This window comes from Rhizobium sp. BK399, assembly GCF_014194695.1.
Lineage (GTDB): Bacteria > Pseudomonadota > Alphaproteobacteria > Rhizobiales > Rhizobiaceae > Rhizobium.
Map to the genome: position 1 here is coordinate 261,422 of NZ_JACIAH010000006.1, position 21,060 is coordinate 282,481.

18 protein-coding genes and 1 pseudogene are annotated in these 21,060 nt (G+C 56.7%); 3 read left to right on the forward strand and 16 right to left on the reverse strand.

The window, feature by feature from the left end; genetic code table 11:
* The first annotated feature begins 185 nt into the window (after positions 1-185).
* Together FHT97_RS15540 and FHT97_RS15545 are read left to right on the forward strand one after the other, a co-directional pair.
* Entirely contained in the window at positions 186-1,451 is a 1,266-nt protein-coding gene (locus FHT97_RS15540) for a putative sugar O-methyltransferase (protein WP_183863395.1), read from the forward strand.
* A 138-nt stretch (positions 1,452-1,589) separates the two neighbouring features.
* Positions 1,590-2,573, forward strand: coding sequence for a methyltransferase domain-containing protein (locus FHT97_RS15545; protein ID WP_183863397.1), 984 nt, complete (start codon positions 1,590-1,592; stop codon positions 2,571-2,573).
* Between the two features lie 429 nt (positions 2,574-3,002).
* On the opposite strand, the gene FHT97_RS15550 is transcribed toward FHT97_RS15545, so the two are convergent.
* On the reverse strand, positions 3,003-3,929 hold the full coding sequence (locus FHT97_RS15550) for a class I SAM-dependent methyltransferase (protein ID WP_183863399.1): 927 nt from the start codon (positions 3,927-3,929) through the stop codon (positions 3,003-3,005).
* A gap of 103 nt (positions 3,930-4,032) precedes the next feature.
* On the opposite strand from FHT97_RS15550, the pseudogene FHT97_RS31565 reads away from it, so the two are divergent.
* Positions 4,033-4,519 (forward strand): annotated as a pseudogene (locus tag FHT97_RS31565) (integrase core domain-containing protein).
* Between the two features lie 306 nt (positions 4,520-4,825).
* Here the strand turns inward: FHT97_RS31565 and FHT97_RS15560 are convergent.
* The 15 genes from FHT97_RS15560 to FHT97_RS15630 all read right to left on the reverse strand — a co-directional run bounded on the left by FHT97_RS15560 (position 4,826) and on the right by FHT97_RS15630 (position 21,056).
* The gene (locus FHT97_RS15560; RefSeq protein ID WP_183863401.1) at positions 4,826-5,788 is read right to left on the reverse strand and encodes a methyltransferase domain-containing protein; all 963 of its coding nucleotides are present in this window, start codon (positions 5,786-5,788) and stop codon (positions 4,826-4,828) included.
* Positions 5,789-5,884: 96 nt separating this feature from the next.
* A complete protein-coding gene (locus tag FHT97_RS15565; protein WP_183863403.1) occupies positions 5,885-7,237 on the reverse strand; it encodes a hypothetical protein in 1,353 nt (450 codons plus the stop codon).
* A gap of 386 nt (positions 7,238-7,623) precedes the next feature.
* The gene (locus FHT97_RS15570) at positions 7,624-8,016 is read right to left on the reverse strand and encodes a GtrA family protein (RefSeq protein ID WP_183863405.1); all 393 of its coding nucleotides are present in this window, start codon (positions 8,014-8,016) and stop codon (positions 7,624-7,626) included.
* A complete protein-coding gene (locus FHT97_RS15575) occupies positions 8,017-8,670 on the reverse strand; it encodes a class I SAM-dependent methyltransferase (RefSeq protein WP_183863407.1) in 654 nt (217 codons plus the stop codon). It lies immediately after the preceding gene.
* Between the two features lie 31 nt (positions 8,671-8,701).
* Positions 8,702-9,988, reverse strand: coding sequence for an NAD(P)/FAD-dependent oxidoreductase (locus tag FHT97_RS15580; RefSeq protein ID WP_183863410.1), 1,287 nt, complete (start codon positions 9,986-9,988; stop codon positions 8,702-8,704).
* A gap of 10 nt (positions 9,989-9,998) precedes the next feature.
* A complete protein-coding gene (locus tag FHT97_RS15585) occupies positions 9,999-10,934 on the reverse strand; it encodes an NAD-dependent epimerase/dehydratase family protein (protein WP_183863412.1) in 936 nt (311 codons plus the stop codon).
* The gene (locus FHT97_RS15590; protein ID WP_348649622.1) at positions 10,931-11,662 is read right to left on the reverse strand and encodes an SDR family NAD(P)-dependent oxidoreductase; all 732 of its coding nucleotides are present in this window, start codon (positions 11,660-11,662) and stop codon (positions 10,931-10,933) included. The genes FHT97_RS15585 and FHT97_RS15590 overlap by 4 nt, the downstream gene beginning before the upstream one ends.
* A 22-nt stretch (positions 11,663-11,684) precedes the next feature.
* Complete coding sequence (locus tag FHT97_RS15595; RefSeq protein ID WP_183863416.1) at positions 11,685-13,016, reverse strand: FAD-binding oxidoreductase; 1,332 nt, start codon at positions 13,014-13,016, stop codon at positions 11,685-11,687.
* A complete protein-coding gene (locus FHT97_RS15600) occupies positions 13,013-14,494 on the reverse strand; it encodes a UbiA family prenyltransferase (protein WP_183863418.1) in 1,482 nt (493 codons plus the stop codon). Before FHT97_RS15600 ends, FHT97_RS15595 begins: the two co-directional genes overlap by 4 nt.
* A 603-nt stretch (positions 14,495-15,097) precedes the next feature.
* Complete coding sequence (locus FHT97_RS15605; RefSeq protein ID WP_246712647.1) at positions 15,098-16,303, reverse strand: site-specific integrase; 1,206 nt, start codon at positions 16,301-16,303, stop codon at positions 15,098-15,100.
* Positions 16,304-17,023: 720 nt separating this feature from the next.
* Positions 17,024-17,542 carry a peptide-methionine (S)-S-oxide reductase MsrA gene (gene msrA, locus FHT97_RS15610; protein WP_183863422.1) on the reverse strand — a complete coding sequence of 173 codons (519 nt, stop codon included), beginning with the start codon at positions 17,540-17,542 and terminating at the stop codon, positions 17,024-17,026.
* A gap of 131 nt (positions 17,543-17,673) precedes the next feature.
* Positions 17,674-18,021 (reverse strand): hypothetical protein, encoded by a 348-nt coding sequence (locus tag FHT97_RS15615; RefSeq protein ID WP_259126368.1) that lies wholly within the window; start codon positions 18,019-18,021, stop codon positions 17,674-17,676.
* A gap of 159 nt (positions 18,022-18,180) precedes the next feature.
* Positions 18,181-19,485, reverse strand: a complete 1,305-nt coding sequence (pncB, locus tag FHT97_RS15620; RefSeq protein ID WP_183863424.1) for a nicotinate phosphoribosyltransferase — start codon at positions 19,483-19,485, stop codon at positions 18,181-18,183.
* A gap of 170 nt (positions 19,486-19,655) precedes the next feature.
* Positions 19,656-20,006, reverse strand: coding sequence for a hypothetical protein (locus tag FHT97_RS15625; protein ID WP_183863426.1), 351 nt, complete (start codon positions 20,004-20,006; stop codon positions 19,656-19,658).
* 90 nt (positions 20,007-20,096) lie between these two features.
* Positions 20,097-21,056: a glyoxylate/hydroxypyruvate reductase A gene (locus FHT97_RS15630; RefSeq protein ID WP_183863428.1), complete on the reverse strand. Its 960-nt coding sequence runs from the start codon at positions 21,054-21,056 to the stop codon at positions 20,097-20,099.
* Positions 21,057-21,060: the final 4 nt, after the last annotated feature.

The following is a 21,060-nucleotide window of genomic DNA, read 5'->3' on the forward strand; positions in this document are numbered from 1 at the left end:
ACCGGATGTTGGCCCGCCTTTGCGTGACCCGACCGGGCTTGTGCCTCCTGAGCGGTCCGCGTCGACGGACCGCTTCCTTCGAATGGGCGCGCCTGTGTGATCCAGCTTGTGAAATTCGCGACGCGTGGTAATGGCGACTCCGAACCATTGGACTGCGAACCGTAAAATCAAAGGTATCATCGCTCATGAATCCAATCCTCAAAAAGACAATGATGCGCATTCCGGCCATCGGAAAATATGCTCGGCACATCCGGGCGCTCAGTGCTGGGTTGGAAAGTAGAGATATCGAGCTCGGCCGGCTTCGGGCTCTGATCGCCGGCTCTCGGAGCCCGGGTTTGTTCGATACCGCCGAAGACTTTCTGACCGAACGCCTCACGGCGCATCCGATCCGCAATCCACTTCCTTCGGTCGCATTGAGTAGCCACGGTGCCGTGCCTGACGCCAACCGCATCAAGATAGCGGAACGTCTGATCGACGCCTATCACAAGGCACTCGCCGACGAACACCAGTCGCCTTTAAAGCGTACGTCGGAAGACCTTTGGACGGGACTATTGCGACAGGAACTGCCGGAATTGATGCGAACCATCGACCAGCGAGACCCGGAGAGGCTTGCCAATTTTCTTATGAATTTCGGACAATCCTATGTATGGTTCGGCGGGATAACGACTTGTGTCGATGGATACAACCGAAACTTGGATCCGCGTCATGTGGCGCTTTCATATCACGACAAGATGATTTGCCTCGCCGAGTTTCTCGGGGTGCTGCGCACGGAAAATCCGGAGTCGGGCCCTTGGGGTGATAATGTTTACGCCGACATAGACAGCGTCGTTGACGCGATAGAAGACGAGTTGAGGATCGATATTGCGCCCCCGCTCGGAATTATTCACACAGAAGGGCTCGTCACTCAAAAAGGACTTTTCCATTACAGGCACATCAATGCCCTCTACAGCGCCATCAAGGTTTCCCGTCTGAACCCCGGCAAATCCGCAGTGTGTGAATTCGGGGGAGGACTGGGGTTGACCGCCATGTATGCCCGCAGATTGGGTGTCTTGGACTATACGATCCTGGACCTACCGATCACATGTCTTTTGGCCGGCCACTACTTGCTACAAGCACTGGGCGAAGAACAGGTCTCTCTTTATGGAGAGGATCTTCGTCCGGGAGCTGTTAAACTGCTACCCTATTGGGAAATCCTCAACGTTCCGTCAAGCAGTGTGGAGATTTCAGTAAACCAAGACAGCTTTCCTGAAATATCAGAAAACCTGGTGTTGGAATATCTGACGCATATTAAACGAATATCGACAGGATATTTCCTCAGCATCAACCATGAGTGCTTCCATCCGCACACGGTATTTAATTGTGCGAGAAGGAGTGGCGGCTTTGAGCTTATTGATAGGAGCCGGTGCTGGGTCAGAGAAGGCTATGTGGACGAGGTTTACAGGACTAGCTAAAGGTAACCCGATCGCCGCAGACCTGACCAAACCCCCATTTTGGAGAGAACGAGATGCGGGAAGGAATAACGAAACGACGAGCCGATCACGATTTGTGAAACGGATTTATTGAGCTATTCCGCAGGAGAGTGGGATCCGATGGACTTTGAATACCAGCAAGTATTGGCGCGGCGGAAAGCTAGGCTGCTAAGCGACTACACCGTCGCGGGTAAACGAGGCATCGAGGTGGGACCACTTAACCGACCGGTTGTCCGCCGGGACGAAGCTGAGGTTTATTATGTTGACCACTGCACGACAGAGGAGTTGAATAGAAAATATGTTGGATATCCTGAGCACACGAGTGGACTAGAGGAAATCGATTTCGTCTGGGGCGAACAATCACTTGTGGAGCTGCTCGGCGATATCGCTCCCTTGGATTTCATCGTCGCCGCCCATGTAATCGAACATGTTCCCGACCTACGCGGGTGGCTCGGGGAGATGCACGACGCGCTGAAGGTTGGCGGCAGGCTTCTCCTTATCATACCTGACAAGCGGTTCACCTTCGACATCTATCGGCGTCTAAGCTCTTGGGAGGAGGTCGTTCAGGCACACCAAGAGAAACGTCGTCGTCCTGGAATGCGGGTAATGCTGGACCACTTCGCCAACATAGTGGACGCGCCGACTTGGCCTCTTTGGGACAACTACGAAACCGCGGACAACCTGCAATATCACCATGGGCCAGAAATCCTTGAGTCAGCCATGAAGCAATACCTCGAAGGTCAGTACATGGATGTCCACACATGGGTATTCACGCCGTGGCATTTCATGCACCTGATGGGCCGCATGGTGAGTGAAATGGCTCTCAGGTTCGACCTTAAGTTCTTCCTAACAACGCAAGACCACGATCTAGAATTCTACGTTCAACTCGAGCGGGTTGATGAACCGTCAACCGAATGGGCAGGTGAAGCAAGCGACGCTCGGAACGGCGCGATATGGCCCCCAGGGGCGCCGCAGATCCCCGCTGACGGGATTGTGTCAAAAAGATCAGTCGCCATCATTGACAATGTTGAGAACCAAGCGACTATCCCGCCGCCTCGTTTCTCACTCCTGCAGCGCCTCAAAACTCGGCTCGAAAAGCTCTGAGGTTCGCTTGGTCACCTCCATATCTGCGGCCACATGCGGGAACTTCTGAAAGGGTTTCCCACGGCTGGGTCGAGACCGGCCAGATAGGAGTGCTGTCCGGTCCTGAGCGCCGTGGCGCAAGCTCGCAACCCAGGGTGCACTGACGGGCACCGCCTCGCAGGAAGAGCGTCCCGGCGTCCAATACCAAAATTCTGCTTTGACTCGGCTATCAGACGAAGAGGCGGAAGCAGTCGAGTACGCCATGGCTACTCAGCCTGCGCGTATGCGCGGCATCTGGAATTCAGCGACAGAAATACGGTCTGATAGCGAGTTCTTCGGTGTGCTTGAAGAATTTCTAACCGCGGTTCGGTGCCAAGCGTGCTGGCGAAATCATCGATGGGCAGCCGCAATGAGCCTCCATCGCGGGAGGCGGTTGATTGTGCTTCTTTCTCAACAGTTCGGCGCGAGAACTAGCGAGTCCTGGCCGTCGTTTGGTTCCGGGAACAATCCCGACCAACTGCCTCTCAGCACGCGTTGTGCATATTTCAAGCCGCTTCGCTCAACCATCCCGTCCCAAGCCTCCGTAGTAAAGGCAACGGCGCTTAGAGGATGGGTGAGGTCATTTATCCTGCATCCGGGCTCCACCAGATGTTCGAAACGAAGGTCGTGGGGCGTCAGATTGGTTGCGCGAGCGCTGGCCAAGACTTCATCATCGAATAGGAATGTTGTGGCGTAGACAAGACCATTTGGCCTCAGGACACGGCGAAACTCTCGTAGATAATGCTCGATATCGCCGCGCAGCATGTGTGTGAAGACAGAAAACAGAACGATGCGATCGACGGATTGATCATCGACCGGAAGCCTGATGTCCGCCGTCGCAGTAACGCCAGGTGGGTTGTGGATCTGGTCTTTGACATCGAAGTGGTAGAATTGAAAGTTCGGGTGACGGGGTGAAATGTGCAATTTGCACCACTCTATCGAACGTCCGATGATGTCTATGCCGACGTATTTTCCATCAGTGAGGATTTCGGTTAGGGGGATTGCGTCGCGCCCGATGCCACAGCCAATTTCTACAAGAGTATGGTTGGAATCCAGTCCAATCCATCGCCTCAAATTGTGCATGTGGACCGCTGAAATGACATCGAAAGTCTCAGTCCCCCCACCGGTCATCATTATGAGATCGATCGGGATGTCATAACCTTGGAAAGTGTAAGTGCCGGCCGGTTTTTGAGGGTACCGAAGGTGTTCAATTTCCCTTAGCAATGCTTCCCGTTCCCGCAAAAGAGCCTCAATTCGCTTATCGAGGGGTGTTCGGTCGAGCACCAACTTAGGAAACAGCGCCGCTTTAATCCGTACTAGGTGGCCTATAACCGCCATCCCTTACTCCTCCTCGGTCCCACGTCGACTATGGTCGATCGTCACATGTTTCGCAACCGATGGTGTTGCGGCCGCAATTAAGGAGGCATCCGCCTTTCGGCCAGTGCCTGTTCTTTCCCGACAATCTGGGGCTTTCAATGGATCGGACAGCGTCGTTGCCCTGCGCCGTCGCACGTCTGGCGTTTTCGGCACGTCTCTCAGCCAGTCGCAGGTGGACGGCATCAACCGCATTCTCGACGCCCTCGCCTCCCATGGACGAGGCAAGACGCTCGCCTATCCGAGGACGATCAGGGTGGATCAGGGCACGGAATTCGTGTCGCGAGATCTCGACCTTTGGGCCTATGCCAAGGGCGTGACCCTAGACTTCTCACGTCCGGGAAAGCCCACGGACAACGCCTTCATCGAAGCCTTCAACGGCCGCTTCCGGGCGGAATGCCTGAACCAGCGGTGGCTCCTGATCCTTGCGGATGCGCGCGAAAAGATGGAGGACTGGCGTAGAGACGACAATGAGGTTCGGCCGCATGGGGCGATCGGCAACAAAGTGCCGATCCCGCTGATGAATTCCGGAGGCAACCAGCCCGCCTCCCTGAATGAAGCCGGAAAACTCCAGCCTCTGCTGGTCCAAAAACCTGGGGCGGTTCAAACCCCGGAAAATTCCAGCTCCCACTAGCCCAAAATCGGGTAGCACGTCAAAATGGGCCACAGCCTATTTCAAAATGGATTATTCCAACGGCGCAGGTGAGACCCAATATCGTCGAACGAGCGATCACGCCCTCAGGCCACAGCCTTGCGAATGGGTGGCTCTATAGCGAAATCGACGTTCCCATCCTGTGGAAATACGTCGCCTGAAGCGCTACAGCTTGTCACGCGGTTTGCTCTCGGCCATGGCGGCTGAATTATAGCTCTATTCTAGAAAGAAGGCTGCTCTTAAGTTTGGCTAGCGCTGCGATGGCGAAATTTCGTTTGCCCACCCTCGGAAGGGCACCGCAGTTAACCAGGCCGTCGGCGACTGCCCGAGGGGATCCTATTGGCCATGGCGATACGGAGCGTGCCCGCGCTTCTTCGACAGCAAAATCGGTGCAAACCTGATCGGAGCGCTCCAACTGAACATAAAACTCAAGATCATGGTCTTGTGTCGTCAGAAAATAGCACAAGTCGAATTTAAGTCCCATTTCGCTCGTCATTCGGTCCATCAGATGCATGAAGTGCCATGGCGTAAATACCCAAGCATGGACGTCGACATACTCACCATCTTGCCACTTCTCCATAGCGTGAGGGAGAAAGCTGTCGTCGTGGAAGTAGGGCGCGTGATCTGCCCAACTATAGTTATCCCACAGTTTCCATGTATCCGCCCTTGTCACGTTGGCGAAATGGTCCATAACAACTCTTAGTCCCGGGCGGCGGCGGCGCTCGGAATGCGCTTGAATGACCTCTTCAAACGGGCTTAATCGTCGGAAGATGTCAAACGTAAACCGCTTGTCGGGTACTATTAAAAGCAGACGGCCGCCGATCTGTAGCGCGTCGTGCATCTCCCCAAGCCATCCCCGAAGGTCGGGGACGTGCTCAATAACATGTGCTGCGACGATGAAATCCAGAGGAGCTTTAGCACCAAGCATCTCCACAAGGGTTTGATCTCGCCACACAAAATCTATCTTCTCCATCTCCGCAACCTGTTCATGCCCCTCATACTTTCTGACGAGCTCCTCAGTAGTGCAGTGATCGACATAGTAGACCTCCGCTTCATGGCGCCGAACTACCGGGCGGCTTAATGGGCCAATTTCGACGCCGCGTTTTCCTTTGGGCGTCCAATCTGCCAGCAGGCGTTCACGCCTCCTTTGCATAACAGCTTCATAGCTCACGCCTTCTCCTCCCAGGGTGCAACGCATTCGGCATTCGCTAAGCGGAACGAGTGCTGTGCCAAGAACAACAAGATCGGATAAAACCGTCAAGTGCAATCACTCAGGAAATGAGGGAGCCCGGATTCTGCATGGTGGCTTTTCGTCGCCATATATCACCACCAACGCAACCGGCTTTTTCATGGAATCACTTCCGCTTACAGGGATGAGAAAACCCTGAAAGCCTTCCTCCGCGCCAATTGCCTTTGTAACGTCCGGGCGATCTTCTAGCGGCTTGGTGAAACCAAGCAGGCGCCCGTTCTGATCAAAGGCTAAAATCCAGGCAGGTGATCGCCCTTCCTCATCAGCGGCCCACCCTGAAGCCTGCCACTGATGTAAGGAGAGTTGAGTTATCGAGTCTACAGCTGACCGCGAGCATACTTGGTCTGAAGGTATATTTGCTCCTTCTAATACCTGATTTGCTGATGGCATCGGAAGCCCGCCCCACGTCGCAAATATATTGAGTTTTTGGTTCCGCAGCATTTCCAAAGCAGGCCGAATCGCTGCTGCATTGGGAAAAAGTGATTTCAGTTGACTTTCGTGATCGACGCCAGACGCGACGAAATAGGCGGCCCTCGTAGACCATTTTACGAAGCCGGAGTATGCTGCCGCGTTGTTCCGAAAGGTTGTCAAACCGACGCAGGTCACCATCAGAAACAGTAAGAGCGTAAACTTCGTCGGTTGTAGCTCGTATTTCTGGCACTTCAGCATTGCTTGTCGAATAAGAACCAACGAGATCGTCATGATCAGCAAAAGCATTGGCGTGCTGTAGCGAGACGAGAGTGCACTCTCAACTCCCATGGGCGTTCGTCCGTAGGAAGCAGCAGCGGCAGACGCACAAAGAAAGCTGCAGAGAGCGAAAAGTGCCGCCGATACCTTATCGACTGGTTTACCCTTCAACCAAGGAACGGCAGCGTAACGTGTGAACGCGGCAACGAGAATGAAGAAAGCAACAGCTCCCGCAGTGACCGAACTGTTCAGGTTGCTGGAGAATGGTCCACCCATCATTGAGAAGAAGTATACAGCCATATTCAACGGCGTCCGCAACGCCGCGTCTCCAACAACGGGAGGATCTCGTGTCAGCATGAGATCGACTGCGATTAGCAAGACACCAATAAGAGAAAATAAAAGCAGGCCCCGACGCGAGTATCGGACGAGAATGAAGAAAATAACGATCGATATGGGTAGCGCGAACCCGCTCGCCATTGAGAAAACGCTGAATGCAGTCGCTGAAACTAGAGCTCCGAACCACCGAGCCTGACCTTGCCATTTAGTGCTTTCGGACAATCGAAGCGCACATATTAGGCTGAATACTGCTCCAATTAATACGAGATAGAATTCTGTCTGAAAGCCCCAAAGCAAGTTCTGCCATTGCACCATGGAAAGGCTAGAGGCGATTAGTACACTCGACACCGCCCAAAATTCCGCTCCTTTGCGTGTCCTATGAAACAAAAGAAACGCGATAAGTAACGACGTTAGCACCGCGCACATGACGATTACTATTACGAGAGGCCCGTTTGTCAAATTAAAGAAGAAATAGTCGAGAATAACTAGAATTTTAGCCGTAGCAATAACGTGTTCGTTGTGAGCCTTGAAGAGATATCCAATTGATATTGTACCAGACGAATCTCGGGCCAAATCAATAAGAAAGTCCCACTGGTCCCAAAACAGCGGTACAATGTAGTTCTCGCATACAAGATATATAGACCGCAATGATAACATTGTTGCGGTGAAAATTATGATCAGAAATGGCCACGTTTCTTTTAGATGCCTACGAATCATCTAGTCGCTTTCGATTTTTATCCCGAGAAGGTGAAGTGTTTGTGCGCTAGATAGCTCGTTACCACTGGACTAAGAACGCCGATTCCGTGGGCTATCGTCTCTGAATGCCAAGTATACTTAACAAACGGGAACACCCAGTTGGCTAACCCTACGCTTACAAGCCAAACCTGAATCAGTGCGATTAGATTGACGATTGCGAACCGCACATACTGCTCTTTTTGATTGCTCCCAGTCGCTTGAAACACGTATCGGCGATTGAGAACGAATGCAGCTGTCAATGCAACAGGGAACGCTAAGACAATTGCCACTTCATACGAAGTAACTAAATTGAAGCCCATACGTGCTGCCACATTGAGGCCAGCTGAAACGCCGCCAACCGCAAGAAACCGAGCGAGGGGGGTATGAATCATTTACTTTACGGCCGTGACCAGAAATTGCTTTCCTAAGAGTTTCCATGCCAGCGGCATCCTTAGATAAGCGCGCACGAAGAAATCGTTCGTCGGTGCATTGTTGTTCATCGTATAGGGCATAAAGCGGGGGATATTTTCTTCAATCCGGAAACCGGCGATCCGAAGGCCCTCCGCCAGTGACAGATGGGAGAGCGGCAGATAATGGTCGTAGAAGTCCCAGTATTCCTTATAGGCATACCGGATATTTGGGCCCATAATGATGAACCGACCGCCAGGCTTCAGCACTTCGCGGACAGCTGTTAGGACCGTATCACACTCTTTCTTGTCCCGTAGATGTTCGAGAAAATTCGATGTGAAGACGACGTCGGCAACCTCTCTGCCAACAACAGACAGATCCGTCGCCATCGAATTCCAGAAGGAGACTTCTGGGTTCAAGTATTTCGGGGCGTCCGGGTTAAGGTCGACGGCCAGTTTCCGCGTCGCCTTCACGTTGTTGATGAACTCTCCATAGCCGCACGCCAGATCCAGTACAGTCGCATTCTGCGGAATCTTTTGATCGAAGAAGTGTTTGCACAGCACCTTCCACACACGATCGCGCCGAAGCAGGCCGGTTTGTTCGAAACGATCCTTATAGATTTTTGAAAGATCACTCATCTATTGCCCTCATTGAAGTGGAAGAAATTGCTTATCGGGGATTTACTGTCTCCGCCATCAGCCGCCCATAGCGAATGCTTTCGGCGACGCCTCTATCCTCCGGATAGTAGAAGCAGGTATCCGCAATCAGCAAACCCGATATCGCCGTCTCGATCGGCGGTAGCTTTTCCCTGAAGTTGGGTTGGCAGACCGGTTGTGCGTGGCGCAGCCGTCCAACGGTCGCCTCCATTAGATCGCCCGGTTCGATGGCCGGATTGATGCGCCTGATGTAACCGAATGCCTCATCGATGAACTGTTGGTCCGCCCAGCCCCATTTCGGCTGTGTCGTTGGCATGTAGTAGGGCACGTAGACGATGGTGTCCTTCACCGGTCGCAGATTGGAGAATTCGATGATGCCGGGAATTTCGATCTCGGGATCGACGATGTTGACCCAGAAATTCTTTGTCACCGACTTCTTCAGCTTGAACAGCAGGCAGACGACGCCGATGTTGCGGATTGCGTTATATTTCTGAAGCCAGTCTGACGGCATGTCGGGCACGAGCTTCGAGATCAGCGGTGTCGGAACGGTCGATATCACGGCATCTGCCGGAAAGAAAAGTCCGCCCGCCGTGACGCCGGTAACGCGTCCTTCTGCCGTCTCGACCTTTTCGGCAGGAGAGGAGAGGTGAAGCCTGCCACCCTTCGCGGCAAAGTCCGAAACGAGGGCGTCGACCAGCGTCTGGCTGCCGCCGTCGATGAAGCCTAGCTCTTCCTGAAATATCGAGCGGCGGGAATTGCCAATGCGCTTGACGCGAGTGGCGATCCACGAGGCTGAAATGTCGTCCGAAAGCTCATAGAACTTCAGTTCCATCAGCCGCTTCCACATTTTATCGTAGACTTCCTTTCCCGAACCGCCTTCCAGCCACCGTCGCGCCGTCAGCGCTTCGATGGAGGCGAAATCCCTGCGTTTCGTCGTGAAGAACATCTGGAGGCCGGTGCGGAGCTTCGCGATCGGGCTCAGATGCGGGAAGGTCAGCAGCGATATGGGATCGCCCCAGGGATGCACCTTTCCCTTCATGTAGTAGCCCATCGACGTTGCCTTCCAGCGCATCCTGTCGCCGATGCCGAGCTCGTCCATCAGCGCGAAGGTCGGTGCATCCGACTTGCAGACGAAGTGATAGAAACGCTCGATCGAGAGGCCGCCGAAATCGAAATGCGCAGCCATGCCGCCTGGCACGGAATCGGCTTCGACAAGGTCGACTTCATGGCCCAGATTGACCGCCCTGTGGGCCGCGGCCAGTCCCATAGGCCCCGCGCCGATGACGACGACACGACTCATGATGCTCTCCTCAGAAGTCAAGAATGATCCCCGCATAGCGGGGATCGAGGAAGGTTTCGGTCATCGCCTTGCGCAGCGGCGTAGCCTTGATCCCAAAAATGCCCTCCCAGTCGATGACGGGGAAGGTTTCGGGGATGACGAGCGCTTCCAGCTGGCTGGTGGTGAACGGCGGGTTCTTGCTGAATTTGCCGTAGACGAAAAGCAGCGCCCAGAACAGACCGTAGGGGATGTGCACGATCCTGGCCTTGGGCTTGACGATATGGTGGATCACCTCGATCAGCTCGCCGTAGTGGATCTGTTCGAGACCGGAAATATCGTAGGTGCCCGTCTTGCGGCGCTCCAGGCTGGAGGCGATGATGGCGGCGAAATCGCCGACATAGAGCGGCTGGCGAATGAACTTTCCGTCGCTCGGAATGGGGAAAACCGACGCGCGGTCCATGAAGCGACGCAGCCAGCCGAGATGCTTGCGGTCGAACCAGCCGAACATCAACGTGGGACGCAGCACCACATGCGGGATGTCGTCGACGGTGTCGATGAATTGCTCTTGTGTGGTCTTGGTCCGTGTGTAGAAGTCGTCAGCCTTGGAATTGACCACCGACGAGGAGATGTGGACGAAGTAAGGCGTCTTGTGCTCGCGCATGGCGGCGACAATACATTTCGTGGCTGTCACGTTGTTGTCGATGAATTCCCGCTCGACGAGGCCGCCGATCTGCGCCTGGTTGAGGACGAGCGCATCGGCGCCGGCCAGGGCCTCGCTCCAGGCGCCCGGGTTTGCGAGATCGGCTTCGATCACCTCGATCTCGGGATGCATCCGCCGCAGCAGCGCCGTGTTGGTCGGATGCTTGTCGATGCCGACGATCTTCAGACCGGGCTTGTCCTTTAGTCGGGCAATGAGGTTTTGGCCAGCAAGGCCTGCCGCTCCGGTAATGATGATCTTCTGCGTCATATATTCATCCGATTGAATATTCTTGCCGGCATCGCGCGGATGGTCAGCATGATGTAGCGCCAGAACCACGGCGCATAAACGACCGGCCCGCCGCGGTCGGCCGCGCGACGAACGACAGCGGCGACTTGCGAGGCGGTTGCCCACAGCGGGCCGTTGCGGTCGAAGCCTTCCGTCATTGGTGTGATCGTCGGCCCCGGCTTGACGATGACTGCGCGCGGGCCGTGGTCGGCAAAGCGGTGGGCAATCCCTTCCACAAGTACTGCAAGGCCTGCCTTGGCTGCGCCATAGACGAAATTCGCCCGCCGCCCGCGGTCGCCAGCTACCGAGCCGATAACGACCAGCGAGCCGCGCCCCTGCCGTTCCAACTCCGACGCGGCCGCAAGGCTCCAGGCGGCAGCGGAGTTGAAATTGACCCTGGCGATCTCTTCCACGATGGACAGGTCCCGCTCGGCATCGGCCTGTTCGCCGAGAATGCCGTAGGCAATGAGAACGTGGTCTACGCCCCCCAGTCGCCGGACGAAATCGCCGAACGCGGCCTCAATCCCTTGCGTTTGGGCAAGATCGTGGATGGCCGTTTCCGCGCTGTGAGCGCCGCGTATCGTCAGGTCTGTGGCGATGGAGGAGAGCTTTGCGGCCTGGCGGCCGACAAGCAGGAGATCGGCGCCTTCGGCCGCGTAAAGCCGCGTCGTTGCCTCTGCGATCGCAGATGTCGCGCCGAGAACAATCACTCGCAATTTGCCGCACTCCTGTTCATTGCGCCACCCTCTTCCAGAAATGTGACTGGAAATGGGGGTCGACATGCTGGGCGAAATCTTCCCATTGGCTGTAACCGGCGCGGAACATATCGGCGGGGATCCTGCCGTCCTTGGCCGGATAGAGCCGACCGCCGGCTTCGCGTACGATCGCGTCCAACCGCCCCATCAGCCGCAGAGTGACTTCTCCGCGATTGGGAAAGTCCAGCGCCAGGGTCGTTCCGGGGCGCGGAAAGGACAGCATGCCGGGCGAGAGTCTGTCGCCGAAGGTCTTTAGGACAGCCAGGAACGATCCTTCCCCAGCAGTCGAGATCGTTTCCAGCATGGCCTTGGTGGCGTCCCTTTCGTTTTCCGGCGGGACGACGGATTGATATTGATACATGCCTGCCCTGCCGTACATGCGATACCAGTGACCTATCGCATCTAGGGGATAGAAGAAGGGATGGATCGGCACCGCTTCACGTCCCGCCTTACGCTTGCCATTCCAATAGTACAACCCGTTGAACGCGCCTATCGACAGCCTATTCAGGATAAAAGCGGGAAAATTCAACGGCATTGTCAACTTGGGTTCGGCATTGGAAGGCAGGCGCGCGCCCTTCGACGCATGGTTTCCGCGCGTGAAAAGGCCGCGGCCGAGATCCTTGCCCTTCGCCAGGCAATCGATCCAGGAAACTGTGTACTCGTATCCCTCGCTTTCCTGGGCGATCTGGAAGAATTCGTCCAGATTGGCGAAGGGGATGTTCTCGGCCTCCATGATGGCGCTGCCGATACTCATCACCTCGATCTCCGCCCAGGTGATGATGCCCGTCAGCCCGAGGCCGCCGATCGTTGCCGCGAACAGCCCGGTATTGTCCTGCGGCGTCAGCTCGAGTTCCGTGCCGTCAGATCGCAGCAGGCCGATGCGCTTCACCCATCGCCCCAGCGTGCCGGCGCGATGATGGTTCTTGCCATGCACGTCGTTGGCGATTGCACCGCCGAGCGTCACGAAGCGTGTGCCGGGTGTCACAGGCAGGAAGAGCCCCCGCCTTATCAGCATCTTTAGGAGCGTATCGAACGAGACGCCGGCTTCCGCCCGCAGAATCCGCAACTCGGGTTCGAAGAAGATCGCCCTGTCGAGCGAGGTCATTTCGAGCAGCGCACCATCGGGATTGAGGCACGTGTCGCTGTAGGAGCGGCGCAAGCCCGTTGCGAGAAGGTGTAACCCTTCGTCACGCGCGGCAACAAGCGCCCGGGGCAGGTCATCGCGCCACAGCGGGCGGGCCACTTGGTGCGGCGCGCGCAGCACTCCTCCCCATGAGCGGATGTCGTTGGAACGCGAAAACCGGATCATAGCGCCGCCAGGAAGAGCAGGACGACTATGCTGCCCAACACTAGGCTGATTCTGTCGCGCAGGGCGAAGCTGACCGGGTCGTCGTTCATCCTCCCGCGATGAGCCAACAGCCAGACCCGTCCCAGCCATATGGCAAGAACAAGCGGCATGCCCGCCAAGATCTGCGGATGGCTGTAGATGTTCGCCGGCAGCATCTCCTCGATGATGAAGAGGACTAGTACAACCAGCGAAGCGATCGCCGACGCGATCCCAAGCGTGAGCGTCAGCGGCGCATCCTCGACGCAGTAGCCGCGGCTCGCAAGGCTGTGCGATCCCGTCACTGCCGCCCGTACGATTTCGGTGTGCCGCTTGGTCACAGCCAGGGAGAAAAAGAAGAAGACGGAGAAGGTCAGCAGCCAGGCAGGGCTGGGTCGCGTGAGCAGAACGACGCCCATTACGATGCGGACGGTGAAGAGAACACCGATAATCAGAGTATCGAGCAGGGGAACCCGTTTCAGGCCGAGTGAATAGGATCCGGTAATGACGAGATAGCTCGCGAGCGCCGCGGCGAAAACGGGCGAAATGATGATCGCCGAGATAAAGGCGACGACAAGCAATGTGCCGGAAAGCTTGAAACCGAGCGGGATCGACATGCGCCCGCTCGCAAGCGCCCGGTTGCGCTTCGACCAGTGCTGGCGGTCCGCGCTGAGATCAGCCATGTCGTTCAGGAGATAGGTCGCTGACGTGACCATGAGCAGGCAGATGAAAGCGAGCACGGTCTGGACGATGAGCGGAATGTCATGCCATGCATGCCCGAGGATCAGCGGCAGGAACATCAGCACGTTCTTCGACCAGTGATGGACGCGCAGCGCCTTCAACAGATCCTTGAACGAAAGCTCAGCGTTGCGGAATTCGGCCTCTACCGGCTTTCCGAGATTGCGTGCTGTCCTGGCAACGGATGGCGAAACGCCGGCAAGCACGATGCCGCTCGCTTCCCGCCAGACCGCAATGTCGGCGGCGCTGTCCCCGACATAGGTGAAACCGTCGGGAAAGCGTTGCTTGAGATAACCAGCCTTCGCCTTTCCCTTGAGATTGGCATCTGCAGACCCGATCGCGCTGGCAAAGAGGCCGAGCCGCTTCGCCATCATGTCGACGACGGGCTGTGCGGCAGCGGAACAAAGATGAAGCTCCCGGCCGAGGTCCGCCTGTTGATGAAGCCAGTGAACAAGATCTTCACGGATAGGAAGCGTAATGTGGGTAAGATCTATCTGGCGAGCGAGCGCCGCCTTGAGGGCTGCACGGCCGTTTAAAAGGAAAAGCGTCGCCCCCAGCACGGCTAGCGGGCGCGTAAACAAACCCACAGCAATCTGCTCGTAAAGCGTGTCGGTTACGACAAGCGTTTCGTCAAGATCGACGACAATAGGTGAAAGAGCCTGCGGTGCCGGTTCGCCCACGACGTCTAGTGACATTTCGTTGCTAAGCGGCCCCGAGTCCAGCATGCATTTCCCTTCGCAACCCACCAATGCCGAAAGCCTAAAGCACATTTTGCGCTTTATGTCATGCCAGAATGCTCCCTTTCAATGAACCACTTGTCTATCTGCCGTGGATATTGACTAAGTAGCAACAACGACGATCGCTTCACTTTGTCGGTTATATTTAAGCATCAACAGCATCCCTCCTGAACCCACTCGTTTTTTTGCGTTGCAGCGCTACAATTCGAAATTTTATACCATTGAATTTATTAGGTAATTTAGAAAAAATCACGATCGGCTGTCTTAAGAGCGCCATATCAAGCTCCGAGTCAGTGGTTCGGATTTTTGCCGTTGTTGTCATCGACGTTCTGACAACTTCAAGTCTAGGATTGGAAATGGCCGGTAGCAGTGTACGGCGCGCCCCACTGCGATTATTCTAGAGGGACCATCCAGAACCGGCTTGGTTATCTTATCGCCCGCCGAGACGACAGTGTCGATGACGACGCTAGGACAGTCACCATCGTTCCAAGCTACCGGACGCCTAGTCCGAAGATCGGCGGCTGCTAAGTTCCATAATCTGACATGGCAAGCTTCTTCTAATGCTGCCTCTGCGCAAATGGATTGCAGCCGTCACTTTCCTAGGCAGAAAGCCTCCCACGCGAACATCATGGAGCGCCGTTGCTCGATAAGGTCTGTGCGATGGTAAGCAGCTTCGACAGCATTCTTGACCGTATGGGCGAGCGCGCGCTCCGCAACATCACGGGAGTATCCGTTCTCAGATGCCCAATCTCTAAAGCTTGAGCGGAAGCCATGAGCGGTAGCGATGCGCCCTGGCGTATCGCTCATAACCTCATTGTCCCGCAGAAACTTGGTGAGTGCCATATCGCCGATCGGCGTGTTGTTTCGAGAAGGGAATACCAGCCCTTCGCCGGTTTCCGAGCTCTCAAGTCGGCTTTCAAGGATCTCGATGCCCCTCGGGGTAAGCGGCACGCGGTGAATGACCTTGGCTTTCATGCGTGCCGCAGGCACCGTCCAAATCGCGTTGGAAAAGTCGATCTCGTTCCATTGCATCTGACGGAGTTCGCCCGAACGGGAGGCGGTCAGGATCAGCAACTCCAGCATGTCGCGGGTCGCGTTTGGCATTCGCGGATGAAGGATATCGGAGAAGAAGCTCGGTAAATCCCGCCATGGAAGGGCAGGCTGATGCGCGACACGTTCTCGTTTGCCTGGTTGCTTGGGCAGAAGCTTATCGACGACGCCCACAGGGCTCGCAACGATGTATCCGCTGGCAGCGGCCCAGTTCATCACTGCATCGCAGCGCTGTTTGATGCGTGAGGCAGTGTCCGGCTTCAAAAGCCAGATTGGTTTAAGGCAAGCCGCAAAGTCGGCGGGACCGAGTGCGTTGACCAATTTCTTTCCGATTCTGGGAAAGACATACTGCTCCAGCGTGTTGATCCATTGATCGATATGCTTCCGGTTACGGAAGCCCTCGGCCTTGTCAGCGTGGTGCAGTCGCGCCGCTTTCTCGAAAGTCGGGACTGCCGCCAGCCGGGCTCTCGCCCGATCCCGGTCCCTGCGAGCGTCAAGCGGATCTCTTCCGTTATCGATCACACCTCTAGCCTCAAAGGCCTTGGTTCTGGCGTCTCTGATCGTGGTCGTCGGATAACTGCCAAGACCCATCTCACGACGCTTTCCGCTTGTCGGCGACACGAAACGCAGGATCCATTTTCCGCTGCCGGCCGTGCCGCTGGGGACGAGATAGAGGCCGACGATCATCCCATCGAGAACAGGTTTGGCGTTCGGTTTCAGCTTCCGGGCTTTGGCATCACTGAGCATTTTTTTGCAGGCCATCACAGGTTAGTTGAACCTTTCCTAGCCCGCCATCTGGCCCGCCACAAGAGCCGAAATTCGATGGGATGGAATGATACTGCATGAGGTTGTGGATGCCCGAGAAATCGAAAAAACATCAATTAAATCAATATGAAACTAGCTTACCTGAGATGCGATGAGATGGACGTCAAAGCGGCCTCTCTGTCCGCCATTTGGCTTTCCGAGGATTGCGTCATTTCAGCTGCCTAGCGGCAAGCTTGCGCCTAGCATCCGTGTTTCAGCCCGCATTTCCTGGTCGATTGTCTGAGCCAGCTTTTCGCGAGTACTGACGCTGCACCTCGCAAAGCAACGACGTAGGGTGGAGTGACGGCAGCCTTCAGACGAGCCGCCATAAGGAAAAAGGTCGGAACGATATCGTGCCGACCTTCCTCAATCCGCCGCGACCATGGGCTGCCAGTACCTCCGTGGTCAGCCTATCGAAGGCGAATTCCGTAAGTCGAATGTAGCGCTTTGGGAAAGGAACTCAAGCACCCCTTATGGACGATGCGGCTGTAACGTATACCAACCGTGACCGGCGATTGTTGGTACGAACGGATCATTCGCTGTGGAGGCGGCGTTAGCGGCTGTTGTCCCCAGCCATTCGCCTGAAACCAAGAGGCCCTGCTCCAACAGCAAGGCCTCTTGTCAGTACGCGCTCGAACGCCACGCGGGCAAGCTAGCGCCCTGTTATCCGGCGGCCGTGCTGCGGGCTCGTTTCGGCAGTTTCCAGCCAGGCCGCACGAAGTGGCAGGTGTAGCCATTGGGAATGCGTTCCAGATAGTCCTGATGTTCAGGCTCCGCTTCCCAGAAGTCGCTGACCGGAACAACTTCCGTGACGACCTTTCCGGGCCACAGGCCGGAGGCATCGACGTCGGCAATGGTGTCCTCGGCGTTCGCTTGCTGAGCGTCGTCGGCGTAGAAGATCGCCGATCGGTAGCTGGCGCCGATATCGTTACCTTGCCGGTTCATTGTCGTCGGATCATGGATCTGGAAGAAGAATTCGAGGATGTCGCGGTAGCTGGTCTTCGCCGGGTCGAACAGGATCTCGATCGCCTCGGCGTGGTTGCCATGATTCCGGTAGGTCGCATTGGCGACCTCGCCACCGGTATAGCCCACGCGAGTGGATACGACGCCAGGGAGCCGCCTGATGAGGTCCTGCATGCCCCAGAAGCAACCGCCCGCCAGTACCGCACGCTCTACAGTCATTGGAAACGTCCTTTCCAGTCAAACAATGGGCACAGACATCTGCGACCATTTCTTGGGCCATAGATGGGGATTGGCGCCCCATTTTGCCAGACCGCGTTTTGCCGTCTGCTTTTCAGGGCTAGCGGCTCAAGCTACCGCTTCATGTCGGGGCAGACATAGGGAGCCTTGACGGCGGCATAACTGCGCTCGACGAGATCCTTCACCGCGGAGATTTGAAGAGTGAGCCTATCAGTAGAGATCGTCTTGATCTTGGCCAGTATGATCGCGCCGTCCTCATCCCATGAAATCTCGTTGGCCGACGGCTGTTTCCATGACCTGAGAGCGTAGGTTTCCCAGCAAGAGTCGATAAGGAGTTTGCCTTTCGGCAAAAAGATCATCATTGGGCCTGGCAGACCGGATTGCGATTTGGTCTCCGTCCAAGGCGTACCAATCAGCGGGGACGCTGCAGACTTCTCGGCAGCAAGGGTCGGCGTTTGCACGGGATGGCGGGTCCTCGAACGGCCAGGAAATCTGCGCAGCCGATTGGGTCCTGCGGTTCAACCAATGCAACACCGGGTAGCAAGTCGGATCGGGTGTCGAGCCGTCCTCCGCCGTAAAATATGTCCCGGGGATCTGCGCGGAAGACTCGCGCTTAGCGCCTACACAAATACCGCCTGATCGACGCGATCCTCCGTACCGAAGAACTTCAGATAGCGTTGAACCTCCGCCGGGTCGCCGGTTGCCTTCTGCGGATTGTCCGATAGCTTCACGGCCGGGCGGCCGTTGGCGTCAATGACCTTGCAGACGATGGAGATGGGATTGAGCCCGGAGATCTCAGTCGGCGCGCAGCCGGCGAAGTCGTTGGTGAGGTTGGTGCCCCAGCCGAAACTCATCCGCACCTTGCCTTCGAAGTGCTTGTAGGTGTGGATGATCGCGTCGACATCGAGGCCATCCGAGAAAATAAGCAGCTTCTGGCGCGGATCGCGGCCCATCTTCTTCCACCATTCGATGATCTTCTCGCCGCCTTCGACGGGCGGTGCGCTGTCAGGTCGGAAGCCCGTCCAATCGGCGACCCATTCGGGCGCGTCGCGCAGGAACGCTGCCGTTCCGAACGCATCCGGCAACACGATCAGCAGGTTGCCGCCATAGAGCTTGTTCCAGTCCCGCAGCACCTTGTAGGGTGCGTTGTGCAGTTCCTTTTCGGTCTGGGCAAGGGCCGCGGCCACCATCGGCAGCTCGTGGGCGTTCGTGCCGACCGCTTCGAGATCTGAATCCATGGCGAGCAGCACGTTGCTGGTACCGGTGAAGGCAGGCCCGATGCCTTCCTTCAAGGCCTCGACGCACCAGCGCTGCCAAAGGAAGCTGTGGCGGCGGCGCGTACCGAAGTCGGAGATCCGCAGGCCAGGCAATTCGCGCAGCCGCTCCACCTTTTCCCACATCCGCGCTTTCGCGCGGGCATAAAGCACATCGAGCGTAAACGGTCCAAGCGCTTTCATGGCGGAGCGCGACCGCAGCTCGTTGATGATGGCGAGCGCTGGGATTTCCCACATGGTCGTGTCCTTCCACGATCCATGGAAGTCGAGCACGTACTGCCCGTCACGTTTCGACAGTTCGTATTCCGGCAGCTGGAAATGCGAGAGCCAGGCAAGGAACTCAGGCTCGAAAATCTGCGCGCGGCCGTAGAAGCTGTTACCAGCGAGCCAGATCGTTTCCTTCTTGGAGAGACGCAGGGTGCGGGCATGGTCGAGCTGCTCGCGCAGTTCGCCCTCGTCGATCTCTTCGGCCAAAAGCACGCGCTTGGTGCGGTTTATGAGCGTGAAGGTGGCGTTGACCTCAGGGTAGAGCTTCCAGATCATCTGCAGCATCAGCAGCTTATAGAAGTCCGTGTCGATCAGGCTGCGAACAATCGGATCGAGCTTCCAGGTGTGATTGTAGACGCGCCGCGCGATATCAGTCTTGGCCATGTACTCCGCCCATTCCCAAGCCGGGTAAGGTGCGCCGACCGGCGCACGAAAACCGGCTCGTGTGCTTTTCTTATCGAAAAATCAGCCGGTAAAGTCCAGCGCAAACAGAAAAGCACCCTGCCGGCGGTCCGACAGGATGCGTGGTAGTGACCGCCTTGACCCGCCCGCTCCTATTGTGCAGGAGGCTTGGGCGTTGCCGGCGCCGTGTTCGAGGCTGGCGGCTGAGTCGGTGTCTCGGTCGGCACCGCATTGCCGTTTTGCAGCGAGGGCGATGGTGTCGGTGCTAATTGCTGCGACTGGATCTGCTGTCCTGGCTGCTGGGGAGCGACATCCGCGGACTCTTTCTTGCCCCAGATTTCGACGGGAATCCATACGATGAAGGCGAGCACCAGCGCGACGATCAGGACCATGAGAATCCGGGTTCCCGTCCGGCCGTGTTTTGCCTTCACAGGTGAAATCGTCTCCTCGGCATGAAGCTTGCCGTCCGCTTCTTCCCAGCGCGTTTCCGTCTGCTGAGCCATGCTTGCCTCCTTCCGATGTCGCGCAAGCCGTCATCGGCTCGCCACCTCACCTCGGAGAAAAACGAACGGAAAGCAGCATGGTTCCGGCGCTTAGTAACCCATCTGCCGATCGACGACGAATTGCAGCGGCTCGCCGCCCTCGTAGCGGGCGATCTGGCGCTCGACGTGGCGGAAGAGCGCTGTCTCATCGGAAACTGCCGCATCGTGCGGCGTGATGAACACGTTTTCGAGCCCCCAGAGCGGATCGTCGGAGGCAAGCGGCTCGACTGCGAAGACGTCGATCGACGCGCCGCCGAGCACGCCGCCCTTAATCGCGGCGACGATGTCCGATTGCACCTGGCTCTTGCCGCGGCCTGCATTGATGAACACAGGCTTGCCGAGCGCACCACCCTGCCGCAGCTTCGAAAATAGCGCGGCATTGTAGAAGCCTGTCGTCTCCGGTGTCAGCGGCAGCAGGCCGACGAGGAAATCGGTCTTGGAGAGGAATTCATCGAGCTGGCTGGAATTGTAGGTTTCGACGCCGTCGATCTCCTTGCGGCTGCGCGACCAGCCGATGACATTGAAGCCCATGACCTTCAGCTTGTACGCTGCATCCTGGCCGAGCACGCCAAGGCCCATGATGCCGACGGTGATTTCGGCGGCCTCGGGCGGAACCAGCTTGCCCCAGATGCGCGCCCGCTGATCCTTGTCGTGCTGATGCTGCTGGCGGAGATGCATGAGGCACTGCATCACCACCCATTCGCTCATTCGCGTCGTCAGGCTGCGGTCGGAGAAGCGAATGATCGGGACGTCGGGCAGCCCCGGCAGGTTCATGAAGCTGTCGACGCCGGCGCCACCGGAGAAGATGACCTTCAGATTGGGCGCGCGGCTGAAAAGATCCGCGTCCGGCTTCCAGAGCAGCGCATAGTCGATGCCGGTCAGGTCGCGATCCTTGTTGGCGGGATCGGCGAGGTTGATGCTGCCGCGATCCGCAAAGGCCGTTTTCAGGATGCGGGCAACGGTTTCGGGGTCGAACTTGAGATCGACGAGAATGGGCGGTCTTGCGGACATGATC

Excerpts from the sequence above, each read along its gene's own strand:
- FHT97_RS15580 (WP_183863410.1), bottom strand. The coding sequence starts at position 9,988 with ATGAGTCGTGTCGTCGTCATCGGCGCGGGGCCTATGGGACTGGCCGCG.
- FHT97_RS15605 (WP_246712647.1), bottom strand. The coding sequence starts at position 16,303 with ATGCTCAGTGATGCCAAAGCCCGGAAGCTGAAACCGAACGCCAAACCT.
- msrA (WP_183863422.1), bottom strand. The coding sequence starts at position 17,542 with ATGACTGTAGAGCGTGCGGTACTGGCGGGCGGTTGCTTCTGGGGCATG.
- FHT97_RS15630 (WP_183863428.1), bottom strand. The coding sequence starts at position 21,056 with ATGTCCGCAAGACCGCCCATTCTCGTCGATCTCAAGTTCGACCCCGAA.
- FHT97_RS15570 (WP_183863405.1), bottom strand. The coding sequence starts at position 8,016 with ATGATTCATACCCCCCTCGCTCGGTTTCTTGCGGTTGGCGGCGTTTCA.
- pncB (WP_183863424.1), bottom strand. The coding sequence starts at position 19,485 with ATGGCCAAGACTGATATCGCGCGGCGCGTCTACAATCACACCTGGAAG.
- FHT97_RS15585 (WP_183863412.1), bottom strand. The coding sequence starts at position 10,934 with ATGACGCAGAAGATCATCATTACCGGAGCGGCAGGCCTTGCTGGCCAA.
- FHT97_RS15550 (WP_183863399.1), bottom strand. The coding sequence starts at position 3,929 with ATGGCGGTTATAGGCCACCTAGTACGGATTAAAGCGGCGCTGTTTCCT.
- FHT97_RS15540 (WP_183863395.1), top strand. The coding sequence starts at position 186 with ATGAATCCAATCCTCAAAAAGACAATGATGCGCATTCCGGCCATCGGA.
- FHT97_RS15575 (WP_183863407.1), bottom strand. The coding sequence starts at position 8,670 with ATGAGTGATCTTTCAAAAATCTATAAGGATCGTTTCGAACAAACCGGC.
- FHT97_RS15545 (WP_183863397.1), top strand. The coding sequence starts at position 1,590 with ATGGACTTTGAATACCAGCAAGTATTGGCGCGGCGGAAAGCTAGGCTG.
- FHT97_RS15595 (WP_183863416.1), bottom strand. The coding sequence starts at position 13,016 with ATGATCCGGTTTTCGCGTTCCAACGACATCCGCTCATGGGGAGGAGTG.
- FHT97_RS15625 (WP_183863426.1), bottom strand. The coding sequence starts at position 20,006 with ATGGCTCAGCAGACGGAAACGCGCTGGGAAGAAGCGGACGGCAAGCTT.
- FHT97_RS15600 (WP_183863418.1), bottom strand. The coding sequence starts at position 14,494 with ATGCTGGACTCGGGGCCGCTTAGCAACGAAATGTCACTAGACGTCGTG.